Source organism: Allobosea sp. FG18 (assembly GCF_057809495.1).
In genome coordinates, this window is the sequence record NZ_JBMDKB010000012.1 from 92,122 (window position 1) to 113,419 (window position 21,298).

21 protein-coding genes are annotated in these 21,298 nt (G+C 66.5%); 8 read left to right on the forward strand and 13 right to left on the reverse strand.

Annotated elements, in window-relative coordinates; all coding sequences use genetic code 11:
- Positions 1 to 1,392, reverse strand: coding sequence for a hypothetical protein (locus ACODTJ_RS14895; protein WP_454656874.1), 1,392 nt, complete (start codon positions 1,390 to 1,392; stop codon positions 1 to 3).
- 266 nt (positions 1,393 to 1,658) lie between these two features.
- Positions 1,659 to 1,925, reverse strand: a complete 267-nt coding sequence (locus tag ACODTJ_RS14900) for a hypothetical protein (RefSeq protein ID WP_454656873.1) — start codon at positions 1,923 to 1,925, stop codon at positions 1,659 to 1,661.
- Between the two features lie 210 nt (positions 1,926 to 2,135).
- Between ACODTJ_RS14900 and parE the strand changes: the two genes are divergently transcribed.
- From parE to ACODTJ_RS14915, 3 genes are all read left to right on the forward strand, one after another.
- On the forward strand, positions 2,136 to 4,217 hold the full coding sequence (parE, locus tag ACODTJ_RS14905) for a DNA topoisomerase IV subunit B (protein ID WP_454658991.1): 2,082 nt from the start codon (positions 2,136 to 2,138) through the stop codon (positions 4,215 to 4,217).
- Between the two features lie 156 nt (positions 4,218 to 4,373).
- A complete protein-coding gene (locus ACODTJ_RS14910; RefSeq protein WP_454656872.1) occupies positions 4,374 to 5,315 on the forward strand; it encodes a LysR family transcriptional regulator in 942 nt (313 codons plus the stop codon).
- A gap of 101 nt (positions 5,316 to 5,416) precedes the next feature.
- Positions 5,417 to 5,677, forward strand: a complete 261-nt coding sequence (locus ACODTJ_RS14915) for a hypothetical protein (RefSeq protein ID WP_454656871.1) — start codon at positions 5,417 to 5,419, stop codon at positions 5,675 to 5,677.
- A 6-nt stretch (positions 5,678 to 5,683) separates the two neighbouring features.
- Here ACODTJ_RS14915 and ACODTJ_RS14920 read toward each other — a convergent pair whose 3' ends face one another.
- Complete coding sequence (locus tag ACODTJ_RS14920) at positions 5,684 to 6,379, reverse strand: alpha/beta fold hydrolase (protein ID WP_454656870.1); 696 nt, start codon at positions 6,377 to 6,379, stop codon at positions 5,684 to 5,686.
- A gap of 162 nt (positions 6,380 to 6,541) precedes the next feature.
- On the opposite strand from ACODTJ_RS14920, the gene ACODTJ_RS14925 reads away from it, so the two are divergent.
- A complete protein-coding gene (locus ACODTJ_RS14925) occupies positions 6,542 to 8,017 on the forward strand; it encodes a DEAD/DEAH box helicase (RefSeq protein WP_454656869.1) in 1,476 nt (491 codons plus the stop codon).
- A 185-nt stretch (positions 8,018 to 8,202) separates the two neighbouring features.
- Positions 8,203 to 9,261 (forward strand): GGDEF domain-containing protein, encoded by a 1,059-nt coding sequence (locus ACODTJ_RS14930; RefSeq protein ID WP_488849247.1) that lies wholly within the window; start codon positions 8,203 to 8,205, stop codon positions 9,259 to 9,261.
- 17 nt (positions 9,262 to 9,278) lie between these two features.
- Here the strand turns inward: ACODTJ_RS14930 and ACODTJ_RS14935 are convergent, their stop codons facing one another.
- Positions 9,279 to 9,668 (reverse strand): HesB/IscA family protein, encoded by a 390-nt coding sequence (locus ACODTJ_RS14935; protein ID WP_454656867.1) that lies wholly within the window; start codon positions 9,666 to 9,668, stop codon positions 9,279 to 9,281.
- A gap of 232 nt (positions 9,669 to 9,900) precedes the next feature.
- Between ACODTJ_RS14935 and ACODTJ_RS14940 the strand changes: the two genes are divergently transcribed.
- The gene (locus ACODTJ_RS14940) at positions 9,901 to 10,968 is read left to right on the forward strand and encodes a malate/lactate/ureidoglycolate dehydrogenase (RefSeq protein ID WP_454656866.1); all 1,068 of its coding nucleotides are present in this window, start codon (positions 9,901 to 9,903) and stop codon (positions 10,966 to 10,968) included.
- Between the two features lie 4 nt (positions 10,969 to 10,972).
- The gene (locus ACODTJ_RS14945) at positions 10,973 to 11,332 is read left to right on the forward strand and encodes an MmcQ/YjbR family DNA-binding protein (RefSeq protein ID WP_454656865.1); all 360 of its coding nucleotides are present in this window, start codon (positions 10,973 to 10,975) and stop codon (positions 11,330 to 11,332) included.
- Between the two features lie 184 nt (positions 11,333 to 11,516).
- Here the strand turns inward: ACODTJ_RS14945 and ACODTJ_RS14950 are convergent, their stop codons facing one another.
- From ACODTJ_RS14950 to ACODTJ_RS14990, 9 genes are all read right to left on the reverse strand, one after another.
- The gene (locus tag ACODTJ_RS14950; protein WP_488849249.1) at positions 11,517 to 12,404 is read right to left on the reverse strand and encodes a PhzF family phenazine biosynthesis protein; all 888 of its coding nucleotides are present in this window, start codon (positions 12,402 to 12,404) and stop codon (positions 11,517 to 11,519) included.
- A 110-nt stretch (positions 12,405 to 12,514) separates the two neighbouring features.
- A complete protein-coding gene (locus ACODTJ_RS14955) occupies positions 12,515 to 13,417 on the reverse strand; it encodes a protein-L-isoaspartate O-methyltransferase family protein (RefSeq protein WP_454656863.1) in 903 nt (300 codons plus the stop codon).
- Between the two features lie 15 nt (positions 13,418 to 13,432).
- Positions 13,433 to 13,816 (reverse strand): SUF system Fe-S cluster assembly protein, encoded by a 384-nt coding sequence (locus tag ACODTJ_RS14960; protein WP_454656862.1) that lies wholly within the window; start codon positions 13,814 to 13,816, stop codon positions 13,433 to 13,435.
- Positions 13,817 to 13,831: 15 nt separating this feature from the next.
- Entirely contained in the window at positions 13,832 to 15,070 is a 1,239-nt protein-coding gene (locus tag ACODTJ_RS14965; protein ID WP_454656861.1) for a cysteine desulfurase, read from the reverse strand.
- A 4-nt stretch (positions 15,071 to 15,074) separates the two neighbouring features.
- Entirely contained in the window at positions 15,075 to 15,284 is a 210-nt protein-coding gene (locus ACODTJ_RS14970) for a tautomerase family protein (protein ID WP_291668402.1), read from the reverse strand.
- Positions 15,284 to 16,633: a Fe-S cluster assembly protein SufD gene (gene sufD / locus ACODTJ_RS14975; RefSeq protein WP_454656860.1), complete on the reverse strand. Its 1,350-nt coding sequence runs from the start codon at positions 16,631 to 16,633 to the stop codon at positions 15,284 to 15,286. Before sufD ends, ACODTJ_RS14970 begins: the two co-directional genes overlap by 1 nt.
- A complete protein-coding gene (sufC, locus tag ACODTJ_RS14980) occupies positions 16,633 to 17,385 on the reverse strand; it encodes a Fe-S cluster assembly ATPase SufC (RefSeq protein WP_454656859.1) in 753 nt (250 codons plus the stop codon). Before sufC ends, sufD begins: the two co-directional genes overlap by 1 nt.
- Before the next feature lie 147 nt (positions 17,386 to 17,532).
- Positions 17,533 to 19,005, reverse strand: coding sequence for a Fe-S cluster assembly protein SufB (sufB, locus tag ACODTJ_RS14985; RefSeq protein WP_454656858.1), 1,473 nt, complete (start codon positions 19,003 to 19,005; stop codon positions 17,533 to 17,535).
- 60 nt (positions 19,006 to 19,065) lie between these two features.
- Positions 19,066 to 20,271, reverse strand: coding sequence for a cysteine desulfurase family protein (locus ACODTJ_RS14990; RefSeq protein WP_454658990.1), 1,206 nt, complete (start codon positions 20,269 to 20,271; stop codon positions 19,066 to 19,068).
- Positions 20,272 to 20,561: 290 nt separating this feature from the next.
- On the opposite strand from ACODTJ_RS14990, the gene ACODTJ_RS14995 reads away from it, so the two are divergent.
- Complete coding sequence (locus ACODTJ_RS14995) at positions 20,562 to 21,233, forward strand: alpha/beta hydrolase (RefSeq protein ID WP_454656857.1); 672 nt, start codon at positions 20,562 to 20,564, stop codon at positions 21,231 to 21,233.
- Positions 21,234 to 21,298: the final 65 nt, after the last annotated feature.

A 21,298-nucleotide genomic window follows, 5' to 3' on the forward strand; every position in this document is an offset into this window, starting at 1 on the left:
TCAGGACATCTTCGGCGACGCGTCCTGGCGCTGGAGCAATGCGGTGACGGTCGCGACCGTCGGCGGGATGCACAGCAGGAAGACCACCAGAGACACCGGCAACGATGTCTGCGGGGTGCCGCCATTGGCGATCCCCGCGACGGCGAGCGCGGCAAGCGCGCTGCCCAGCGTGAATCGCGGCCAGCGGAACGGCATCGACAGGAAGAGCGGCGTCCCCAGCATGACGGCGACGGCCGCCCCGGCGGCACCACTATAGAGCAGCCCGGCCAGCGAGCCGCCGGACAGGGTCCAGCCGGCGAGCGCGCTCAGGTTGAGCAGGATGGCGTCAGCAACGGCGAGCCCGATGATCGGCCGCAGGCGCTGCGCCAGATGCGCCGGCGTCGGCAGCAGGTTCTGGACCCAGGCCCGCAGCAGCGCGAGGATCGTCACGGCCGGCGCGGCCAGCAGGAAGGCCTCGCGCAGCTCGGCCTTGACCAGCCAGGCGGCAACCGGCGCCAGCAGGCACAGGATCACGGCTGCCGCCACGAGCGAGCAATTCGCCAATTGCCCGTAATAGCCGCCGAGGCGCTCACGGAATGCCGGCGAGCCCGGCTCCCGGTCATAGCTAGCGACCAGTTCGGGATAGCGGATCGCATGCAGCGCCGAGACGACCAGGACGAAGGGCCGCTGCAGCAGGTCGAGCGCCAGCAACGCGCCGGCCGCGCCCTGGCTGCCGATCATGGCCGTGATCAGCGTCTTGAGCCCGAGCGGCGCCAGCAGGCTAGCGACTGATGCTCCGGCCGAGACGCCGCCATAGGCCAGGTATTTCGTCACGAGATGGCGCTGCGGGCGCCGGAGCCCCTGCGCCAGGGAGCCGCCGGCAAGCCGCGCCAGCACGACATAGGCGAGGCCTCCGGCCAGCATGCCGGCCACCGCGCCGGACAGCGTCGGAACGAGCAGAACTCCGCCGACCGTCCCGATCGCCAGCAGCGACGCGCGGGCGGCTTGCAGGGTCGAGAACAGCCGGAAGTCCTGCCGAAAGCGCAGCATCGTCAGATGCAGCTCGGTGCCGCCCTGGAATACCGCCACCAAGGCGCCGCCGACGGCGATGCCCGCGGAGATGATGCCCGACGCGAGAACGCCTCCGCCCGCCAGCAGGCAAAGCCCGGCACAGGCAGCGAAGGCATAGAGGATCACCGAGCGCTGCGCCGCCTCGTCGGCGCCGGGGTAGAACCGGCTGCAGGAGAACCGTATCCATTCGAAGACGGCGATGCTGGCGAACTGGCTGATCGTGACGAAGAGCGAGTAATGCGTGAATTCCTGCGGCGGCAGGATGCGCGAGACCAGCAGCAGCAGCACGAGCGCCAGCACGGCCTGATAGACATAGGCTCCGAGAGCGACGAGCTGACCCACCGGCGCGACGCCCTGCTCAGCCCAGGCCAGCCACGGCGCACAGCCGCGCGCCGCTATTGGCCGCCTTGAAATCCCTCGCGATGGCGCAGCACATCGGATTGCCCTCCGACCGCAGACCTAGGGCAAAAAGGTTGATATTTCCGCGCTGGAGGAGCGGTGCCGTCTTTATCTCGCCGGCTATTCCCTCAGCCCTCATCCTGAGGAGCCGCCATTTCGTCAGAAATGGCGGCTCCTCAGGATGAGGGCTCGAATTTTCGATCAGACACTCAGGAGAAATGCAGAACCGCCAGCCCGGCCGAAGCGGCGATCGCGGCCAGCCACCAGAGCCAGCGCGCGGCGTGCGGATCGTGCGTCGCCAGGGGCGTGCCGATCACATCCTCATGACCGAAGGATTCGCCGGCGAGGCGTGCAGCACGCTGCAGACCCGCGATACCCGCAACCGGCACTGACTGACGCGACGCCACGGCCTTCCCCCCTTCCGACCGATCATAGCGCATTGCGGAAATCCGCATAGGCCAGATCGTGCTGATCATCCTCGGCTCCGATGGTTAACGTGGCCTGAACGGACCCGTTCCACCTCGCTCTTCCCGATCTCGACGACAGGGATGTGACGGGCGGGTGCTCTGCGGCGACGAAGCGGTTTCGATCCTCGGATGAGGTGTCTATAAGCTGCCCCTGACAGGGCATGGCGGCGCACGATGCGTTAGAGTTCACAGTCGCGAATCAGGAAGCAATTGGTGGCAATGGCGGATAACGGCGATCTTTTCGGCGGAGAACCGGAGCGGCCCGACGCGGCGAGCCCGCGACCGGAAGCGCGCCCGCCTGCCGCGAGCCCCAAGGCGGCGGCGACCGCTGCCGCACCCGCCCGCAACGGCACGCTGTCCGAGGCCGGCTACGACGCTTCGGCGATCGAGGTCCTCGAAGGACTGGAGCCGGTCCGCCGCCGGCCGGGCATGTATATCGGCGGCACCGACGAGCGCGCCCTGCACCACCTCTTCGCCGAGGTGATCGACAACGCCATGGACGAGGCGGTGGCGGGCCACGCCACCTTCATCGATGTCGAGTTGTTCGAGGACGGCTCGATCGCGGTGACCGATAACGGCCGCGGCATTCCGGTCGATCCGCACCCGAAATTCCCCGGCAGATCGGCGCTCGAAGTCATCATGACGACGCTGCATGCCGGCGGAAAGTTCGATTCCAAGGCCTACGAGACCTCGGGCGGCCTGCACGGCGTCGGCGTTTCCGTCGTCAACGCGCTGTCGGACCGGCTCGAGGTCGAGGTCGCGCGCGGCAAGACGCTCTATCGCCAGATTTTCTCGCGCGGCCTGCCGCAGGGGCCGCTGGAGACCGTCGGCGCCGTCGCCAACCGGCGCGGCACCCGTGTACGCTTCCACCCGGATGCGCAGATCTTCGGCGAAGGCGCGCATTTCTCCCCCGCCCGCCTGTTCCGCATGGCGCGCTCCAAGGCCTATCTCTTCGGCGGCGTCGAAATCCGCTGGACCTGCGCGCCGTCGCTGCTGAAGCCGGAAGGCGATGTCGCCGCCGAGGCCGTGTTCCGCTTCCCCGGCGGCTTGCGCGACTATCTCGGCCGCGAGATCGAGGGTAAGGATCTCGTCGCCGAACCAATCTTCTCCGGCAAGATCACCAAGGAAGGCAGCCACGGCTCGCTGGAATGGGCGGTGGCTTGGCTCGCGACCGGCGAGGACGGTTTCTCCTCCTCCTATTGCAACACGATCCCGACGCCCGAGGGCGGCACCCACGAGCAGGGCCTGCGCATCGCCCTGCTGCGCGGCCTGCGCGACCATGCCGAGCGCATCGGCCAGTCCAAGCGCATGGCGCAGGTCACCACCGACGACGTCATGGCGACCTGTGCCGCCATGCTCTCGGTCTTCATCCGCGAGCCCGAATTCCAGGGTCAGACCAAGGACAAGCTCGCGACGCAGGAAGCACATCGCATCGTCGAAAACGCGATGCGCGACGCCTTCGACCATTGGCTCGCCGCCGCGCCGCAACAGGCCCTGCGCCTGCTCGACTGGTCGGTCGACCGCGCCGAGGAGCGCCTGCGCCGGCGCCTCGAAAAGGAAGTTTCGCGCAAGACCGCGACGCGTAAGCTGCGCCTGCCCGGCAAGCTCGCCGATTGCTCGAATGCAGGCGCGGCCGGCTCCGAGCTCTTCATCGTCGAGGGCGACTCGGCCGGCGGCTCGGCCAAGCAGGCGCGCAACCGCTCGAACCAGGCAATCCTCCCCTTGCGCGGCAAGATCCTCAACGTCGCCAATGCGACGCGCGAGAAGCTCAATGCCAACCAGCAGCTCGCCGACCTCATCCTCGCGCTCGGCTGCGGCATCGGCACCCAGTTCCGCGAAGACGACCTGCGCTACGAGAAGGTCATCGTGATGACCGACGCGGATGTCGACGGCGCCCATATCGCCTCGCTGCTGGTCACGTTCTTCTGGCGCCAGATGCCGCGCCTGATCGAGAAGGGGCACCTCTATCTCGCCGTGCCGCCGCTCTACCGGCTCCAGCACGGCGGCAAGAGCATCTATGCCCGCAACGATGCCCATAAGGACGAGCTGATCGAGACCGTGTTCAAGGGCAAGAAGCCGGAAATCTCGCGCTTCAAGGGCCTCGGCGAGATGATGCCGGCCCAGCTCAAGGAAACCACCATGGACCCGAGCAAGCGCATCCTGCTCAAGGTCATGGTCGATCACGAGGCCAAGGAGGAGACCGCCGACACGGTCGAGCGCCTGATGGGCAACAAGCCGGAAGCGCGCTTCATCTTCATTCAGGAACGCGCCGCCTTTGCCGGCGAACTGATCGACCTGTGAGCGCCAAGCCCTGCATGTTTGCAGGGCTGGGGCTCAGGCCCGGCGGGCTGCCCGGCACACAGTTTCCCGGCAGGGTTCGCGCATGCCGAACCCTCATCACACCCCGGACCGTCATGACCGCCGACACCACACCACCTGGGATTGGCCGCTGACGGCATGGGCGAGCCTGCTTCCCCTCCATCTCGACGCGACGGTGAACTGGCATCGCCAGCCGGACAGGCGTCCTGGGACGACATCCGGATCTTCAACGCCATCGCCGTCGGTGGGTCGATGGCCGTGGCAGCGGCACAGCTCGAACTGAGCGAAGCGACCGTCGCGCGCCGGCTCAAGGGCTTCGAAACCGCTCTCGGCCTGCAGCTTTTCACCCGCGAGGCCAACCGGCTCGTGCCGACCACCGTCGGCTTGGAGCTCGCGGCCGAGGCCGCCCTCGTCGAGACTGCCGCAAGACGCTTCGCAATTCGCGCCGATGCAGCCCGCCCGCAAGCCGATGCGCCGGTCCGCATCACCGCGACAACCTCGATCAGCCTGCTCCTGACGATGAACGCGACGGCGATCTCGCAAGCGGCTGGCGGCGTCGAGATCGTCATCATCAGCACGCGCAACCGGCTCGATCTGGCGCGTGGCGAAGCCGATATCGCGCTCCGCATGACCAGGGTTCCGGGTGAGCCCGGCCATTACGCCCAGAAGGTCGGGCGCCTGATGCAGGCGCTCTATGTCCGTCGCGACATCGATCCCGCGACCGCGCCGATCATCTCCGTCAACCGCGAAACCTCCTCGCGGATCGACGATCACATCATGGCCTATGCCGCCGGCCGGCCGATCGCAGCCCGCGTCGGCGATTCCGCCGCCCGCTACGAAAGCATCCGCTCGTCAGGGGCATTGTCGATGGCGCCCTGCTTCATGGGCGATGCCGATCCGACCTTGCGCCGTCTAGCGCCGCCGCCCGAGCAGACCGGCGACGACATCTTCCTGGTCTCGCACGAGGTCTCGCGCCGCAGGCCGGGCGTCGCCGCCGTGCTGACGGCTCTGCGCAAGCTCTTCAAGGAGCGCCAGGCCCTCCTGGCTGGCCGAACCGTCGAGAAGACCGACGATCCTTAAAGTCGCCGGGAAACCGGCAAGACTTGGCTAACCATCCCTTTACTGCTGGGGGCGCATGTTGACGCAAAGCTCGTGACCTCACGGGCCGCGGAGAGTGCGCCATGCGCCTGATCGAGATGTTCTGGAAGAACAATCGCGGCACCATCGCCGCCGACATCGCCAAGGCGGGAGCGGCCATCGCCTTCCTGTCGGTCATTGCCGCGAATTTCCTGTCGAGCCAGACCGCCTCGCTCGACAAGGAGCGCATGGCACAGGTCAGCCTCGCCGCCTCGAAGCGCCAAGCGATCGACCCGATGATCACGGGCTCGATCACCCAGGCGGCGAACGCAGCGAAGCTCGACCCCTGCGCCCTGCCCCGCTGAGCGCGATCAGCCGAGCCAGCGCAGCAATTCCGCCGTCACAGCCTCCGGCGCTTCCAGCGTCGACAGATGGCCGCAGCCGGGAACGATCGCGAGCCGCGCGCGTGCGCCGGCGAGACCGGCCATGTCCCGCGCCTCGGCGACGGGCGTGATCTCATCCTCCGCTCCGACCAGCACCAGCACCGGGATCGATAGCCCCGCCAGCACCGGCCTTGAATCCGGCCGTTGCATGATCGCCTTCTGCTGGCGCACGAAGCCGTCGACCCCGACCTCGTCGGCCATCCGGCGCACCAGCAGGCGCAATGGCTCGTCCGCCAGGCGCGCCGGCGCGACCAGCTTCTGCCAGAGCAGCGTGGTGACATTGTCGAAGGCGCCCTTCTCGGCCAGCGCGATCATCTGCTCGCGCGGCAGGTTTGTCTCGGGCGTCGCCGGCCTGGCGCTGGTGTCGAGCAAGGCGAGCCGTGTCACGCGCTCCGGCGCCTGCCGCAGGACCTCGAACGCGATATAACCGCCCATCGACAGGCCGCAGAGCGCAAAACGCGGCGGAGCGGCCGCAAGCAGGCGCTGAACGATGGCCGAAAGCGTTTCGTCACGGGCGTGATCGGCGACGAAGATCGGGCGCCCATCGGCAAGCGCGGGCCATTGCGAAGCGTAGAGCGCGGCGTTGCAACTCAGGCCGGGAACGAGAACGAGCGGCTCCTTCATGAGGTTAAAGCAGTCCTTTCAAGGCTAGATGATTGACTTTGCCGCGTTTTCTTTGCATTCCACACGAGTCCGAAGGCGCGCAGGAACTGTCGTCGCGCCAACGTGGTGGTTGAGCAGGTCATCCCGCCGCGTTTCACCGACCCAGAAGAAGCAGCATACGCGATGTCATTTGCCGAACTCGGCTTGAGTGAAAAGGTTCTGACGGCCGTCACGGCCGCAGGCTATAACACGCCGACCCCCATCCAGGCCCAGGCCATTCCGCATGTCCTTGCTCGCAAGGACGTTCTGGGCATCGCCCAGACCGGCACGGGCAAGACCGCGGCCTTCACGCTGCCGATGCTGACCATCCTGGAAACCGGCCGCGCCCGGGCCCGGATGCCGCGCACCCTGATCCTGGAACCGACGCGCGAACTCGCCGCCCAGGTCGAGGAGAACTTCGTTCGCTACGGCGTCAACCAGAAGCTCTCGGTCGCATTGCTGATCGGCGGCGTCTCCTTCGGCGACCAGGATGCCAAGATCACCCGCGGCGTCGACGTGCTGATCGCGACGCCCGGCCGCCTGCTCGATCATGTCGAGCGTGGCAAGCTGCTGCTCACCGGCGTCGAGCTCCTCGTCATCGACGAAGCCGACCGCATGCTCGACATGGGCTTCATCCCGGACATCGAGCGGGTTTGCAAACTTGTTCCCTTCACCCGGCAGACGCTGTTCTTCACCGCGACGATGCCGCCCGAGATCACCCGCATCTCCGAGCAGTTCCTGCACAATCCGGTCCGCGTCGAGGTCTCCCGCCCGGCCACTGCCGCCGCGACGATCACCCAGCGCCTGATCGCCTCCAATTCCCAGGATTTCGAGAAGCGCGAGACGCTGCGCAAGCTGATCAAGGGCGCCACCGACCTGCAGAACGCGATCGTCTTCTGCAACCGCAAGCGCGATGTCGCGACGCTGCACAAGTCGCTGCAACGCCACGGCTTCCCCGCCGTCGCGCTCCATGGCGACATGGACCAGTATGCCCGCATGGCGGCGCTGGAATCGTTCCGGACCGGCGAGAACCCGATCCTCGTCGCCTCCGATGTCGCGGCGCGCGGCCTTGATATCCCCGCCGTCAGCCATGTCTTCAATTTCGACGTGCCGACCCATGCCGAGGACTATGTCCACCGCATCGGCCGCACCGGCCGCGCCGGGCGACTCGGTTCAGCCTTCACCATCGTCACGCGTCATGACGACAAGCTCGTCTCCGCCGTCGAGAAGCTGACCGGCCAGACCATCGCCTTCGAAGGCCCCGGCCTCGATGGACTGCCTCCGGGCGAGCCGCGCGACGAGCGTCGCGGTGGCCGCCGGGACGACAAACGTTCCTCGTCGCGTGGTGGTCGCGGCCGTCCCGAGCGCAGCGCACGCGCGGAATCCGGTGCCTCGCGCTCGGATACAGATGAGAACGTGGCCGACACACAGCGCAAGCCGCGCCGCGTGCCGATCCGGCCCGATTCCGAGACGGCAGCGCCACCGCCCGTAGCGCGGAATCAGGACGAACCCCGGCGCTCCCGTGCACCCCGTACGCGCGACGACGATGACGGCCCGCAGGTGAAGGGCCTGGGCGATCACGTCCCGGCCTTCCTCCTGCGTCCGGCACGCGTCGGCTAACGTAACAGCATCAACTCGTTTTTAACGACATCGACCTAGATTGCCCTTCGCAGCGATGGAATGACCTTCGCGGCGAACGGGCGCATGCCGCCGTATATACGGACAGGATGTCCCGCTTCGATTGTGTCAATCGAAGCTGACGTGGCCGAAGGCCGCGAACCGGCTTCATACCGGATGGCGAAGGCATGGACGACCTGGTTTCGGTTCCCGCCCGCACTGACGATCTCGCCGAGCGCGTCGTCGCGGCGATGCGACAGCATGGCTCGCCGAGCTATCCGCGCGCCTTCGAGGTCTGGTACGCCCATCTCAGCGGCGAGATGCCGGCCGTCAGCGTCGCGATGAGCGCGATCCTCACCGGCAGTGACGGTCAGGTCAGTGCCGCCGATATCGACAGCCTCTACGAACGCTTCATCTCGACCGAGCGCTTCTCGCGCCAGGCCGAGCGCACGAGCCTGCAGGTGCTCGGCGAGATCGACGCGATGATGGGTCTGGTCGACAAGGCGCTTGGCTCCAGCGAACTCTATCACGGCCGGCTCTGCGCGATGTCCGAGGATGTGCCGCCGCCGACGGACCGTCACAAGCTGCGCGAATGGGTCGAGGCTCTGGTGATGTCGACCCGCGAGGAAGTCACGCGCAAGGCGCAGCTCGAAGCGGAATTGCGCAACAGCTCCAACGAGATCCGTAACCTGCGCGAAGCCCTCGAATCGACCCGCGCCGAGGCCCTGACCGATCCGCTCACCGGGCTCGCCAACCGCCGCCATTTCGAGGAGATGCTGCAGAAGTCGATCGATCAGGCGACGCTGCGCCGCGAGCCCTTCGCGCTGGTCATGGCCGATATCGACTTCTTCAAGCGCTTCAACGATGCCCATGGCCATTTGACTGGCGACCAGGTGCTGCGTCTCGTCGCGCGCACGATGAAGGACAAATTCAAGGACAAGGCGGTCATCACCCGCTTCGGCGGCGAGGAATTCGCCATCATCCTGCCCGAGGCAGACCTGATCGCCGGCAAGTTCGGTGCCGAGACGGTGCGTCAGGCACTGCTCACCCGCGAACTGATCAAGCGCTCGACGAATGAAAATCTCGGTCGCATCACCATCTCGCTCGGCGTCGCCAGTTATCGTCGCGGCGACACCGCGGGCTCCTTGGTCGACCGGGCAGACCAGGCCCTGATGCAGGCCAAGCGCGACGGCCGCAACCGCACCGTCACCGAAGATGTCGTGGAGACGGCAAGCCGCGTCGCCTGAGCGAGGCGTCGCCTGCCTCAGGGCGCCGTCAGCACGCTCTCGCTGCGCGGCTTGATCTCGACGGATTCGCCGCAGCCGCAGGCCGAGACCTGATTGGGATTGTTGAAGACGAACGTCGATGAGAACCGGTCGGTCTTGAAGTCGAGCTCGGTGCCGAGCAGGAACAGCACGGCCTTGGCATCCACGACCACCGTCGCATCCTTGTCGGTCACGACCTCATCGCCCTTGCCGAGCGCACGCGCGATCTCGAAGGTATATTCCATGCCGGCACAGCCGCCCTTCTTGACGCCGACCCTGAGGCCGAGCGCCAGGGCGTCCCCACCAGAGGATTGCGCCATGATCTCGCGGATGCGGGCCGCCGCGGCGTCGGTCAGCGAAATGACCTTGAGGCCCGGTATCGAAAACATCTGTTTCCCTCCTCGACCGGGTTCAAGGCCCGGTGAAGCAAGATTGTTCCCGACAACATAGGGATCGGCAGGGCTTTCGTCGAGATGCCGACCGCGCGCCATGCGCCCACGATCCGGCCCCTGCCCGCCCCACGCATTGCGGAACGATCCGGCTCATGCACTCTGGCGCTTAAGAATCCCCGAGGCTCCACGACCTCTTCCGACAAGACCTCTTCCAAACGGCAGGAAACCCATGGCGCATCGTCTGCATCGCCCCGAATCGTTGCATGCCCTCGTCCGCGACATGGTCGTGAAGGCCGGCTGGACCGATGCCGAAGCGCAGGAGACTGCCGATCATCTCGTCCTCGCCAATCTCAGCGGCCATGACAGCCACGGCGTCGGCATGCTGCCGCTCTATTTCCAGTCGCTGGCGGACGGCAATCTCAGCCCGGCCTCGCAACCGCAGACGCGCGTCGACGCCGCGCCCTTCCTGATCATCGACGGCAAGATCGCGCTCGGCCAGCCGAACGCCCGCAATGCTGTCGACCGTGCCATCGCCATGGCGCAGACCGGCGGCGTCGCCATCGTCAACCTGCTCGATTCCCATCATATCGGCCGCATCGGCCATTATGCCGAGGTCGCGGCCGACGCCGGATTGATCTCCTTCTTCTGGGTCAATGTCGCCGGCCGTCCGCCGATCGTCGCGCCCTATGCGGCGAAGGAAGCCCGTTTCGGCACCAATCCCCATGCGATCGGCATCCCCGTGCCCGGCGGCGACCCGCTGATCCTCGACTTCGCCACCAGCCGCATGGCCCATGGCAAGGCACGCGTCGCCCTCAACAAGGGGGAGCAGGTGCCGCCCGGCTATATCATCGACGGCGAGGGCCGCCCGACTACCGACCCCGCTCATGTCTTCGCCAGCCCGGATCATCCGCTCGGCGCGCTCCTGCCTTTCGGCGACCATAAGGGCGCCGGCCTCTCGCTGATCGCCGAACTGCTCTCGGCCGGCCTGATGGGCGCCGCCCGCATCGACCAGAAGCCGCAGAAGACCTGGGTCATCAATTCGCTCTTCGGCGTCATCATCGACCCCGCCCGGCTCGAGCCGGACGCGGAGCTGCGCCGCAGCCGCACCGAAAGCTATCTCGCCTTCGTCCGTGCCGCGAAGCCGATGGCCCCGGCCAATCCGGTGCTGGCGCCCGGTGACAAAGAGCGCAAGGTCAGGATCGAGCGGCAGGCGGCAGGCATCCCGCTCGACGACGAAACCTGGTCGCAGATCGTGGCTGCCGCCAGGCAGCATGGCCTCGACGCCGAAAGCTACTGAGAGCATGTCGCCCGAAGTCTACAACGCCTTCTGCGCCTCGCTGCCGGCCACCAGCCATGTCGTGCAATGGGGCGGCGCCGATGTCTGGAAGGTCGGCGGCAAGGTCTTCGCCATCGGCCGGCAGCAGGAGGATGGCGAGATGGCCGTGTCCTTCAAGTGCTCCCCGATGGGTTTCGACATCCTGCGCGAGCAACCGGGCCTCAGGCCCGCGCCTTATCTCGCCTCGCGCGGCATGAAATGGATTCAGTGGCTCACCGGCGAGAGCATGCCGGACGATGCCCTGCGCGATTATCTCGCCGAGAGCCACCGCCTCGCCGCTGCCGGGCTGACGAAGCGGGTGCGGGCGGAGCTGGGGCTGGGTTAGGCGACAGAGGTGGTTGCAGGTTCGCTTCCACGTCTGTCATTCCGGGGCTTCGCGAAGCGAAGAACCCAGAACCCACGACCGGGCGAGCGATCCACCACCCGGCATCGAATGTCTCACCCCGTCGTGGGTTCCGGGTTCGCGCCTGTGGCGCGCCCCGGAATGACAAAGGTAATGCCTATAGTGCCTATAGCAGCGCCTCGCCGCGGAACATCGGCACGCAGCCGCCGCCGACCCGCGAACGGATCCCGTCGGCGGCGCGGCGCGATGTGACGTTCAACAGGCTCGGGCGCCCCATTTCGACGCCCTGCGTGATGCTGTAGGCGGCTTCGTCGCCGCCATCGAGCGACAGGAGCAATGCGCCGAGCGTTGCGCTGGCGCTGCCGGTGGCCGGGTCTTCCCAGGTGCCGGCCAGCGGAGCGAACATCCGCGCCCGGATGGCATTGCCGTCGCGGGCATAGAGGAACAGCGAGAGCCGCCCCTGCAATTCGGGATTCTGCCCCTCCAGCTTGCGGAAGGCGGTGATGTCGGGAGTCGCGCCGGTCAGCGCGGCCGGTGTGACCTGCGCCAGCACGAACCTCACGCCGAGCGATGCCTGGACCGGCTTGTGGCGACTGGTGACGATATCGGACGCCGCTACGCCGGCACAGGCGGCGATGCCGTCGACCGGCAATTCTATCCCGAGCAAAAGCGCCTGCGGCGCGGCGATGACAGCGCCGGTCACGGCACCAGCGGCATCCCGCTCCACCGCGATCTCGACCAGCCCGGCCATCTGCTCGAAGCGCAGCACGCCGTTGCGGTCGCGGCCGTGGCGGGCCAGCACGCAGGCCGTGCCGACATTCGGGTGGCCGGCGAACGGCATCTCGGCCGTGCGATGGAAGATGCGCACGCGCGCGTCGTTGGCCGGATCGTCCGGCGGCAGGACGAAGGTCGTCTCGCTGTAGTTCATCTCCGCCGCGAGCGACTGCATCTGGGCATCGGACAACCCGCGCGCATCGGTGAACACGGCGAGCTGGTTGCCGCCGAAGGGACGATCGGTGAAGACGTCGACGGTCTCGTAGGGAAAGCTGGTCATGGCGGGCTCCAAGAGCGGATAGCGCCCCCTTCGTGCCAGCGAAACAACCTCAACGCCAATGAAGCGATGGAATACGTTTCATCACGCCGGCGTCACGGCCAGCGCAACGCTCACCGTTCGGAAGCGGCTGGCTCGTCATAGCAGAGGCTCCAGCCCGCGCCGGCGAACCAGGATCGCCCCGGAACCGCCGCCTCCTGCCAGCGAAGGCTCCGGACGAATTCGACGCCGCCCGCCTTGAAGGCCTCGCGCAGCGCCTCTCCATCTTCGGTCGATGGCGCCAGCGCCCCTTCGGCATAGACGAAGAAGGCCGGCCCGAGGCAGGTCGCGGAGAAGCCGCCTGCCACCCGCTCGATCCGGAAACCGGCCCCGCCGGCATGCTGTCCGCCGGTGGCTCCGCGCTTGCGGCCGGGCACGCCCAGCGGGAAGACGAGCCGCCCACCAAGCGCGAGCGCCTCGATCCAGTGATCGGCTGGCCGACCGGCGGCAAAATTGACATATATCGCGTCGCTCGGCTCCAGCACGGTTGCCGTGCCATCGCCGGTGATCAGCGACACATTCTCGAAACCGGCCAGATTGCGCCGGGCGCGATCAGCGAGTTCAGGGTCGTATTCGATCGCGAGAACGCGGCCGTCCTTGCCGGCCAGACGCGACAGCAAGGCAGTGTAGTACCCTGTCCCGGCCCCGACATGCACGACCCGCGCGCCGGCCAGCGGACCAAGTTCGTCGAGCCAGCTCGCATGCAGGGTCGGGCTGCCATTGTTGACGCCCCGCCCCGGCGACAGGGCGAAGTTGACGTCTTGGTAGAGCACGACCGGATCGTCGGAGACCACAGAGCCATAAGCGCGCTGCCGAACCGCCTGCCAGGGCGCCGGCCCGACGAAGTCCTCGCGCGGCACGCTGGCGAAGGCCTCGAATAGCGCCGCATTGCCCTCGACGCCGGCAGCAGCCAAGACCTGCGCCGCAAAGGCGCGCCTGACGATCGTCAGCTCAGCCGGGGTGAAGCGCGCGCTCAAGAGCCGGCTTCGCGCTCACCACATGTCGAGCGCGACGCGGGCCTCGTCGGACATGCGCGACTGGTCCCAAGGCGGATCGAAGGTCATGTTGACGGTGACGCCGGCGACGCCCGGCACCGTGCTGACGGCATTCTCGACCCAGCCCGGCATCTCGCCGGCCACCGGGCAGCCCGGCGCGGTCAGCGTCATGTCGATCGTGATCTGCCGGTCGTCGGCGATGTCGACGCGGTAGATCAGGCCGAGCTCGTAGATGTCCGACGGGATCTCGGGGTCGTAAACCGTCTTCAGGGCGGCGATGATATCGTCCGTCAGCCGGTCGATCTCTTCCGGCGGCAGCGCGGCGCCCTTGCCCATGGCGGGGGCGTTCGGCTTGATGTCTTCGGCGACGCTGTCGGTCATTTCTTCAAATCCCGGTCAGGCGAACAGGCTCTCGGCCTTCCGCAGGGCATCGACCAGCTTGTCCACCTCTTCGAGCGTGTTGTAGAGCCCGAAGGAGGCACGGCAGGTCGATGTCACTCCATATCGTGCCAAAAGCGGCATGGCGCAATGGGTACCCGCCCTGACTGCGACACCGGCGCGGTCGATCACGGTCGCGACGTCATGGGCATGGGCGCCCTTCATCTCGAAGGCGACGATCGCGCCCTTCTCGCGGGCCTTGCCGAAGATGCGGATCGAGTTCATCTCGCCGAGCCGCTCCATCGCATAGGCGCCGAGCCTGGCCTCGTGCGCGGCAATGTTCTCGCGGCCGAGCGCCATCATGTAGTCGAGCGCAGCGCCCAAGCCCACCGCCTCGACGATCGCCGGCGTGCCGGATTCGAAGCGATGCGGCGGGTCGTTATAGGTCACGCTGTCTTCGCTGACGGTGACGATCATCTCGCCGCCGCCCTCGTAAGGCGGAAGCTTGTCGAGCCATTCCTTCTTGCCCCAGAGGATGCCCGAGCCGGTCGGCCCATAGGTCTTGTGGCCGGTGAAAGCGTAGAAATCGCAGCCCAGCGCCTGCACGTCGACCGGCATGTGCACGGCGCCCTGGCTGCCGTCGACTACCAGCGGAATGCCATAGGAATGGCAGATCGCGGCGACCTCGGCGATCGGGATGATCGTGCCGATCGCGTTCGACATCTGCGTCAGCGACACCACCTTGGTGCGCGGCGAGATCAGCTTCTCGAATTCCGCGATGAGGAAATTGCCGTCCTCGTCGATCGGCGCCCATTTGATCACGGCGCCATGGCGCTCGCGCCAATAGTGCCAGGGCACGATGTTGGAATGGTGCTCCAGGATCGAGAGGATGATCTCGTCGCCTTCCTGGATCTTGAGGTAGCGCCCGAGCGAGGATGCGACGGTGTTGAGCGCACCGGTGGAGGAGCGCGTGAACACGATCTCCTCCAGATGCGCCGCGTTCAGGAAGCGGCGCGCGCTTTCGCGAGCCGCCTCATAGGCTTCCGTCGAAGCGTTGGCGAGATAGTGCAGGCCGCGATGGACATTGGCGTAGTCCTCCCGCATCAGCCGCGTCATCGCCTCGATCACCGCTTCCGGCTTCTGGGCCGAGGCGGCGTTGTCGAGATAGACCAGCGGCTTTCCGTAAACTTCCCGGCTCAGGATCGGGAAATCCTTCCGGACGCCCAAGACATCGTAGGGCTTCGCCAGCGCGTTCATCGGTTCAGGCCTTTCCGGGCGAAGCAGGAGCCTTGTCGGCGACAAGTTCGCCGCCATGGCCCCAATCCTCGCGCTCGATCTCCTGGATCACGATATGGGTGTTCTGCGGGTTCTTGCCGAGCACCTTGACCAGCGTTTCCGTGAATTCCTTCACGATCTGCGCCTTCTGCTGGCGCGATGCGCCCTTCGTGATCTGGAGATTGATGTAGGGCATCAGACGGTGCTCACCTCGGAAGCGGCCTCGCGGGCCTTCAGCCACGACTCGACCTCGCCGATCACGAGATCGCGCACATCCTCATCAGTGATGAACTCGACCGCCTCGCCGGCGAAAGCCTGCAGCACCAGCGCCTCGGCCTGCGGGCGCGGCAGGCCGCGCGCCATCAGGTAGAAGAGCTGCTCGCCATCGATCTGCGCGACCGTCGCGCCATGGCCGCAGACCACGTCATCGGCGAAGATCTCAAGCTCGGGCTTGTTGTACATCGAGGCGCCGTCGTTGAGCAGCAGCGCGTTGCTCTTCATGCCGCCATCGGTCTTCTGCGCGTATTTGCGCACGATGACCTTGCCCTGGAACACGCCGGTCGCCTCGCCGCCTGCGATCGTCTTGAACAGTTCGCGGCTGGTGCCGTGCGGCACCTCGTGATCGACGATCAGCGTGACGTCGGAATGCTGCGCCTTGTTGATCAGGTTGACGCCGCGCAGGCCGATCTCGGTGTGTTCGCCGGCATAGCGGACGAAATGCTGCAGGCGCACCGTGCCGGCATTGCAGATCAGCGCGAAGGAATCGAACTTCGCGTGAGCCCCGACCGTGGCGAGGAGGCTCTGCACCTCGACCGTCGCCGCCTGCTGGCGGGTAACGATGCGGACATGCTGGACCTCGCTCTCGTCGCCGGTCTCGAAGACGATGGCGCCGTTGATCTGCTGCGCGGCATCGCCCGCGGCTTCGCTGACCTCGACGATCGTGCCCTTGACGCCCTTGCCGGCCAGCACGACCGAGCGGTGGAACACCGCCCGCTCTTCCTCGCCCGAAGCGAGCGCGACGATCACGATCCGCTGCTCCAGCTCGACGCCCTCAGTGATCTCGACGAACACGCCGTCGCGCATCAGCGCGGTGTTGAGCGCAAGACCCATGTCGTCATGGCCGACCGAGGGGCCGGCGAGGATGCGGGTCAGGTCCTCACGCTGCGACACCAGCGCATCGGCGAGCGACTGCACCGAGACGCCCTCGGGGATCGCGTCGAGCGTGGAGAGTTCCGGCGCGAAGATGCCGTCGACCAGCACGAGGCGCAGGCCGTCGAGCTTCAGCGCGGCGAGGCGAGCCTTGACCGCCGCCGTAACAGCAGCACCGCCGGCGAGCGGACGCGCCTCGCGCAGCAGCGTGCGCAGGTCGGTATAGCGCCAGGATTCGAGCCGGCGATGCGGCAGGCCCTTGGCCTCGAAGCCGGCGAAAGCATCCTCGCGGAGCTTGCGTACGGCCGGGCCGCCCGGCAGCTCGGCCTTGCTGTCAGCGTATTGCTGGACGAGCTGCTGTTCGGCCGCCGTCTTCAGCGGGGTGACGATGGCCATCAGGCGGCCTCCCCATAGGCCGCATAGCCCGACTTCTCGAGCTCCAGCGCCAGCTCCTTGCCGCCGGTCCTCACGATCTTGCCCTGCGACATGACGTGGACGGTATCCGGCACGATATGGTCGAGCAGACGCTGATAGTGGGTGATGACGAGGAAGCCACGGTTCTTGTCGCGGAGAGCGTTGACGCCCTCGGCGACGATGCGCAGCGCGTCGATATCGAGGCCGGAATCGGTCTCGTCGAGGATGCACATGGACGGCGAAAGCAGAGCCATCTGAAGGATTTCCATGCGCTTCTTCTCACCGCCGGAGAAGCCGACATTGAGCGGACGGCGCAGCATGTCCTTGGCGATGCCGAGCTTGTCGGCGGCGGCGTTGACCTGCTTGATGAAGTCCGGCGTCAGCAACTCATCCTGCCCGCGCGCCTTGCGCTGCGCGTTCATGGCTGCCTTCAGGAAGGTCATGGTGGCGACGCCGGGGATTTCCAGCGGGTACTGGAAGGCGAGGAAGATGCCGGCGGCGGCGCGGGCATCGGCCTCCATCTCCAGCACGTTCTCGCCGTTGAGCAGGATCTCGCCGTCGAGGACCTCATAGTCCTCCTTGCCGGCGATGACGTAGGACAGGGTCGACTTGCCGGAGCCGTTCGGCCCCATGATGGCGGCGACCTCGCCGTCGTTCACAGTGAGATTCAGGCCGTTCAGGATCTGCTTGTCCTCGTCGGCGATCTTGACGACCAGATTGCGAATTTCGAGCATTGTTTCGTTCCTGTGTCATCCCGTGCGCGGTGCGGCACGAAGTGCTGCGCCGCAGACCCGGGATCGTTATGTCCAGTGATTATTCCGATGCGGCCCCGCATCTGCGCAGCGGCACCCTGTGCCGCAGCGCGTGCGGGAAGACCGCCCTTATCCAACCGAGCCTTCGAGCGAGATCGTGATCAGCTTCTGCGCCTCGACGGCGAATTCCATCGGGAGCTGCTGCAGCACCTCTTTGACGAAGCCGTTGACGATCAGCGCCACCGCCTCCTCCTCGGAGAGGCCACGCTGCTGGCAGTAGAACATCTGGTCCTCGCCGATCTTCGACGTGGTCGCCTCGTGCTCGAAGATCGCCGTCGCGGTCTTGGCCTCGATATAGGGGATGGTGTGCGCGCCGCACTGGTCGCCGATCAGGAGCGAGTCGCAATTGGTGAAATTGCGCGCGCCCGTTGCCTTGCGATGCGCCGAGACGATGCCGCGATAGGTCGAGTCCGACTTGCCGGCGGCAATGCCCTTGGCGATGATCTTCGAGGTCGTGTTCTTGCCGAGATGCAGCATCTTGGTGCCGCTATCGACCTGCTGCATGCCGTTCGACACCGCGATCGAGTAGAACTCGCCGCGCGAGCCGTCGCCGCGCAGGATGCAGGACGGGTACTTCCAGGTGATCGCCGAGCCGGTCTCGACCTGCGTCCACGAGATCTTCGAGTTCTTGCCGCGGCAATCGCCGCGCTTGGTCACGAAATTGTAGATGCCGCCCTTGCCCTCGGCATCGCCGGGGAACCAGTTCTGCACGGTCGAGTACTTGATCTCGGCATCGTCGAGCGCGATCAGCTCGACCACCGCGGCGTGGAGCTGGTTCTCGTCACGCTTCGGCGCCGTGCAGCCTTCGAGATAGCTGACATAGGCGCCCTCGTCGGCGATGATCAGCGTGCGCTCGAACTGGCCGGTATTCTGCTCGTTGATGCGGAAATAGGTCGACAGCTCCATCGGGCAGCGCACGCCCTTGGGGATGTAGACGAAGGAGCCGTCGGTGAAGACCGCGCTGTTCAGCGTCGCGAAATAGTTGTCCGTCACCGGAACGACGGTCGCGAGGTACTTCTTCACCAGCTCGGGATGCTCCTGGATCGCTTCCGAGATCGAGCAGAAGATCACGCCGGCCTGCGCCAGCTCCTTCTTGAAGGTCGTGACCACCGAGACGGAGTCGAACACCGCATCGACCGCGACGCGGTTCTCCGGCGCGACGCCGGCCAGGATTTCCTGCTCGCGCAAGGGGATGCCGAGCTTCTTGTAGGTCTCGAGAATGGCCGGATCGACCTCGTCGAGCGACTTGGGCGAGGCGCCCTTCTTCGGCGCCGCGTAATAGTAGAGGTCCTGGTAGTCGATCGGCGGATAGTTCACCCGCGACCAGGTCGGCTCGGTCATGGTCTTCCAGCGGCGGAAGGCGTCGAGCCGCCATTCCAGCATCCATTCCGGCTCGTTCTTGCGCGCCGAGATATAGCGGACCGTGTCCTCGGTGAGGCCCTTGGCCGGCTTCTCGACCTCCAGCTCCGTGACGAAGCCGTATTTGTACTCGGTCACGTCAATCGACTTGACCTGATCGATGGTCTCCTGGACCGCTGCCATTTCTCAGTCTCCAGTGCGGGTTCAAGGCCCGCCGGTTTGGTCTTCGTTTTGCGGAACGCGTCAGGCGGCAGCCCGGGCGCCCCGATCGGCTTGCGCGGTCACGAGCTTTTCGTAGGCCGCGAGAAAGAGATCGATATCCGCCTCGCAGGTGGTCCATCCGAGCGATGCCCGCAAGGCCCCTGCGCTCATGGCGGGGTCGATTTTCATCGCATCGAGCACATGCGAGCGCTTGACTTTGCCAGAGGAGCAGGCCGAGCCGGACGAGAGCGCCGCACCGGCAAGGTCGAGCTTGATCAACACGGTCTCGGCCTTGAGGCCCGGCGTCGCGAACGCGCTGGTATTGGGCAGGCGCGGTGCAGCCTGAGCGAAGATCATCGTCTCAGACGACAGCGCTGCAATCCCCGCCTCCAGGCGGTCACGCAAACCTGAAAGCCGGACAGCTTCGTCTGCCAGGACCTTGCCAGCGATCTCAGCCGCCGCGCCGAAACCGATGATTCCCGGCAGGTTTTCGGTGCCGGCACGCCAGCCGCGCTCCTGCCCGCCGCCGCGCTGAGGCTTGTCGGCGAGTTCGAGTGCGCCGGTGCGGAAGACGATCGCGCCGATGCCCTTCGGCCCGCCGATCTTGTGGGCTGATAGGGTGAGCACGTCGGCGCCGAGCGCCGCTATATCGATGGCGATCTTGCCGGCCGCCTGCACGGCATCGCTATGCATGAGGCCGCCATGGCGATGAACAATCGCGGCCGCCTCGGCGATCGGCTGGATCACGCCGGTCTCGTTATTGGCGAGATGGATCGAGACGAGCGCGCGGGCACCGGGATTCTCGGCGACGAAACGCGTCAGCCGGGCATCGAGCCAGGCGAGATCGACCAGCCCGCTCGCATCGACCGGGATCGCCTCGACGGCGGCAGCCGGGAAACGATGCCCCTCGCGCACGCAGGCATGCTCGGTCGCGCTATGCAGGAGAAGCGTCGCGGGCGTCCGCACGCAATCACGGCCGCCGTCGCAATCCATCAGGCCGGGCGAGAGCACCGCGACGTTCGCTTCCGTGCCGCCGCTGGTGAAGACGACGTTCGAGGCCTTGGCGCCGAAGAGCTTCGCGACCTGCTCGCGCGCCCGCTCCATGGCGGCTCGCGCGGCACGCCCTTCGCCATGGACGGAGGACGGATTGCCCGGCAGCAAAAGCGCATGCGCGACCGCTTCCACCACCTCCGGGCGCACCGGGGCAGTGGCGTTATGGTCGAGATAGGCGCGTCCCGCCGTCACGATCCTGCCTGCTCCATCCTCGTCATTGCCGACCTCTGATACGAAATGCTTGAAATCGCACCTGTGCGCCGTGCTATAGCCGCCCATCCGAACCGGCCGGAACGGTCGAAACGCGGTTCGCTCGGGCGATCCATCGTTTTGTTCTCGACTTGTTCACGGCTGTTAGAACTATTCTAAGCGCTCTTCATCTAGGGCGCGCTTGGTGGCGCCGTCAAGGGTGGCCGGGTTTCGAGCAGGCATGCGCCCGCTTTCTGCCCGCCCGCGCCGGCGCTGCCGCAAGAAGCGGTGAGACGATGCCAGAGGTTATCTTCAACGGGCCCGCAGGCCGGATCGAGGGTCGCTACCAGCCCGCCAAGAAGCGGGGTGCGCCGCTTGCGATCATCCTGCACCCGCACCCGCAATTCGGCGGGACGATGAACAACCAGATCGTCTACAACCTGTTCTACACATTCGTGAACCGCGGCTTCTCGGCGCTGCGCTTCAATTTCCGCGGCGTCGGCCGCAGCCAGGGCCATTTCGACCATGGCGCGGGCGAGCTCTCGGACGCGGCAGCGGCGCTCGACTGGATGCAGGCGCTGAACCCCGAGGCCAAGAGCTGCTGGATCTCCGGCGTCTCCTTCGGCGCCTGGATCGGCATGCAGCTGCTGATGCGCCGCCCGGAGATCGAGGGCTTCCTCTCGATCGCGGCGATGGCCAACCGCTACGACTTCTCGTTCCTCGCGCCCTGCCCGTCCTCCGGCCTGTTCGTCCATGGCTCCGAGGACCGCGTCGCGCCGGTCAAGGAAGTCATGGCGGTGATCGAGAAGGTGAAGACCCAGAAGGGCATCCAGATCGAGCATACGGTCGTGGACGGCGCCAACCACTTCTTCGACGGCAAGGTCGATGTGCTGATGAGCCAGGTCGGCGCCTATCTCGACGCCAAGGTCGGCCCGGAGATCCTCAAGACCGAGCAGGAACAGGTCTGAGCGCCGCCTTGGGAATAACAACCGCGTCATGCTCGCCCTTGTGGCGAGCATCCACGTCTTGAACA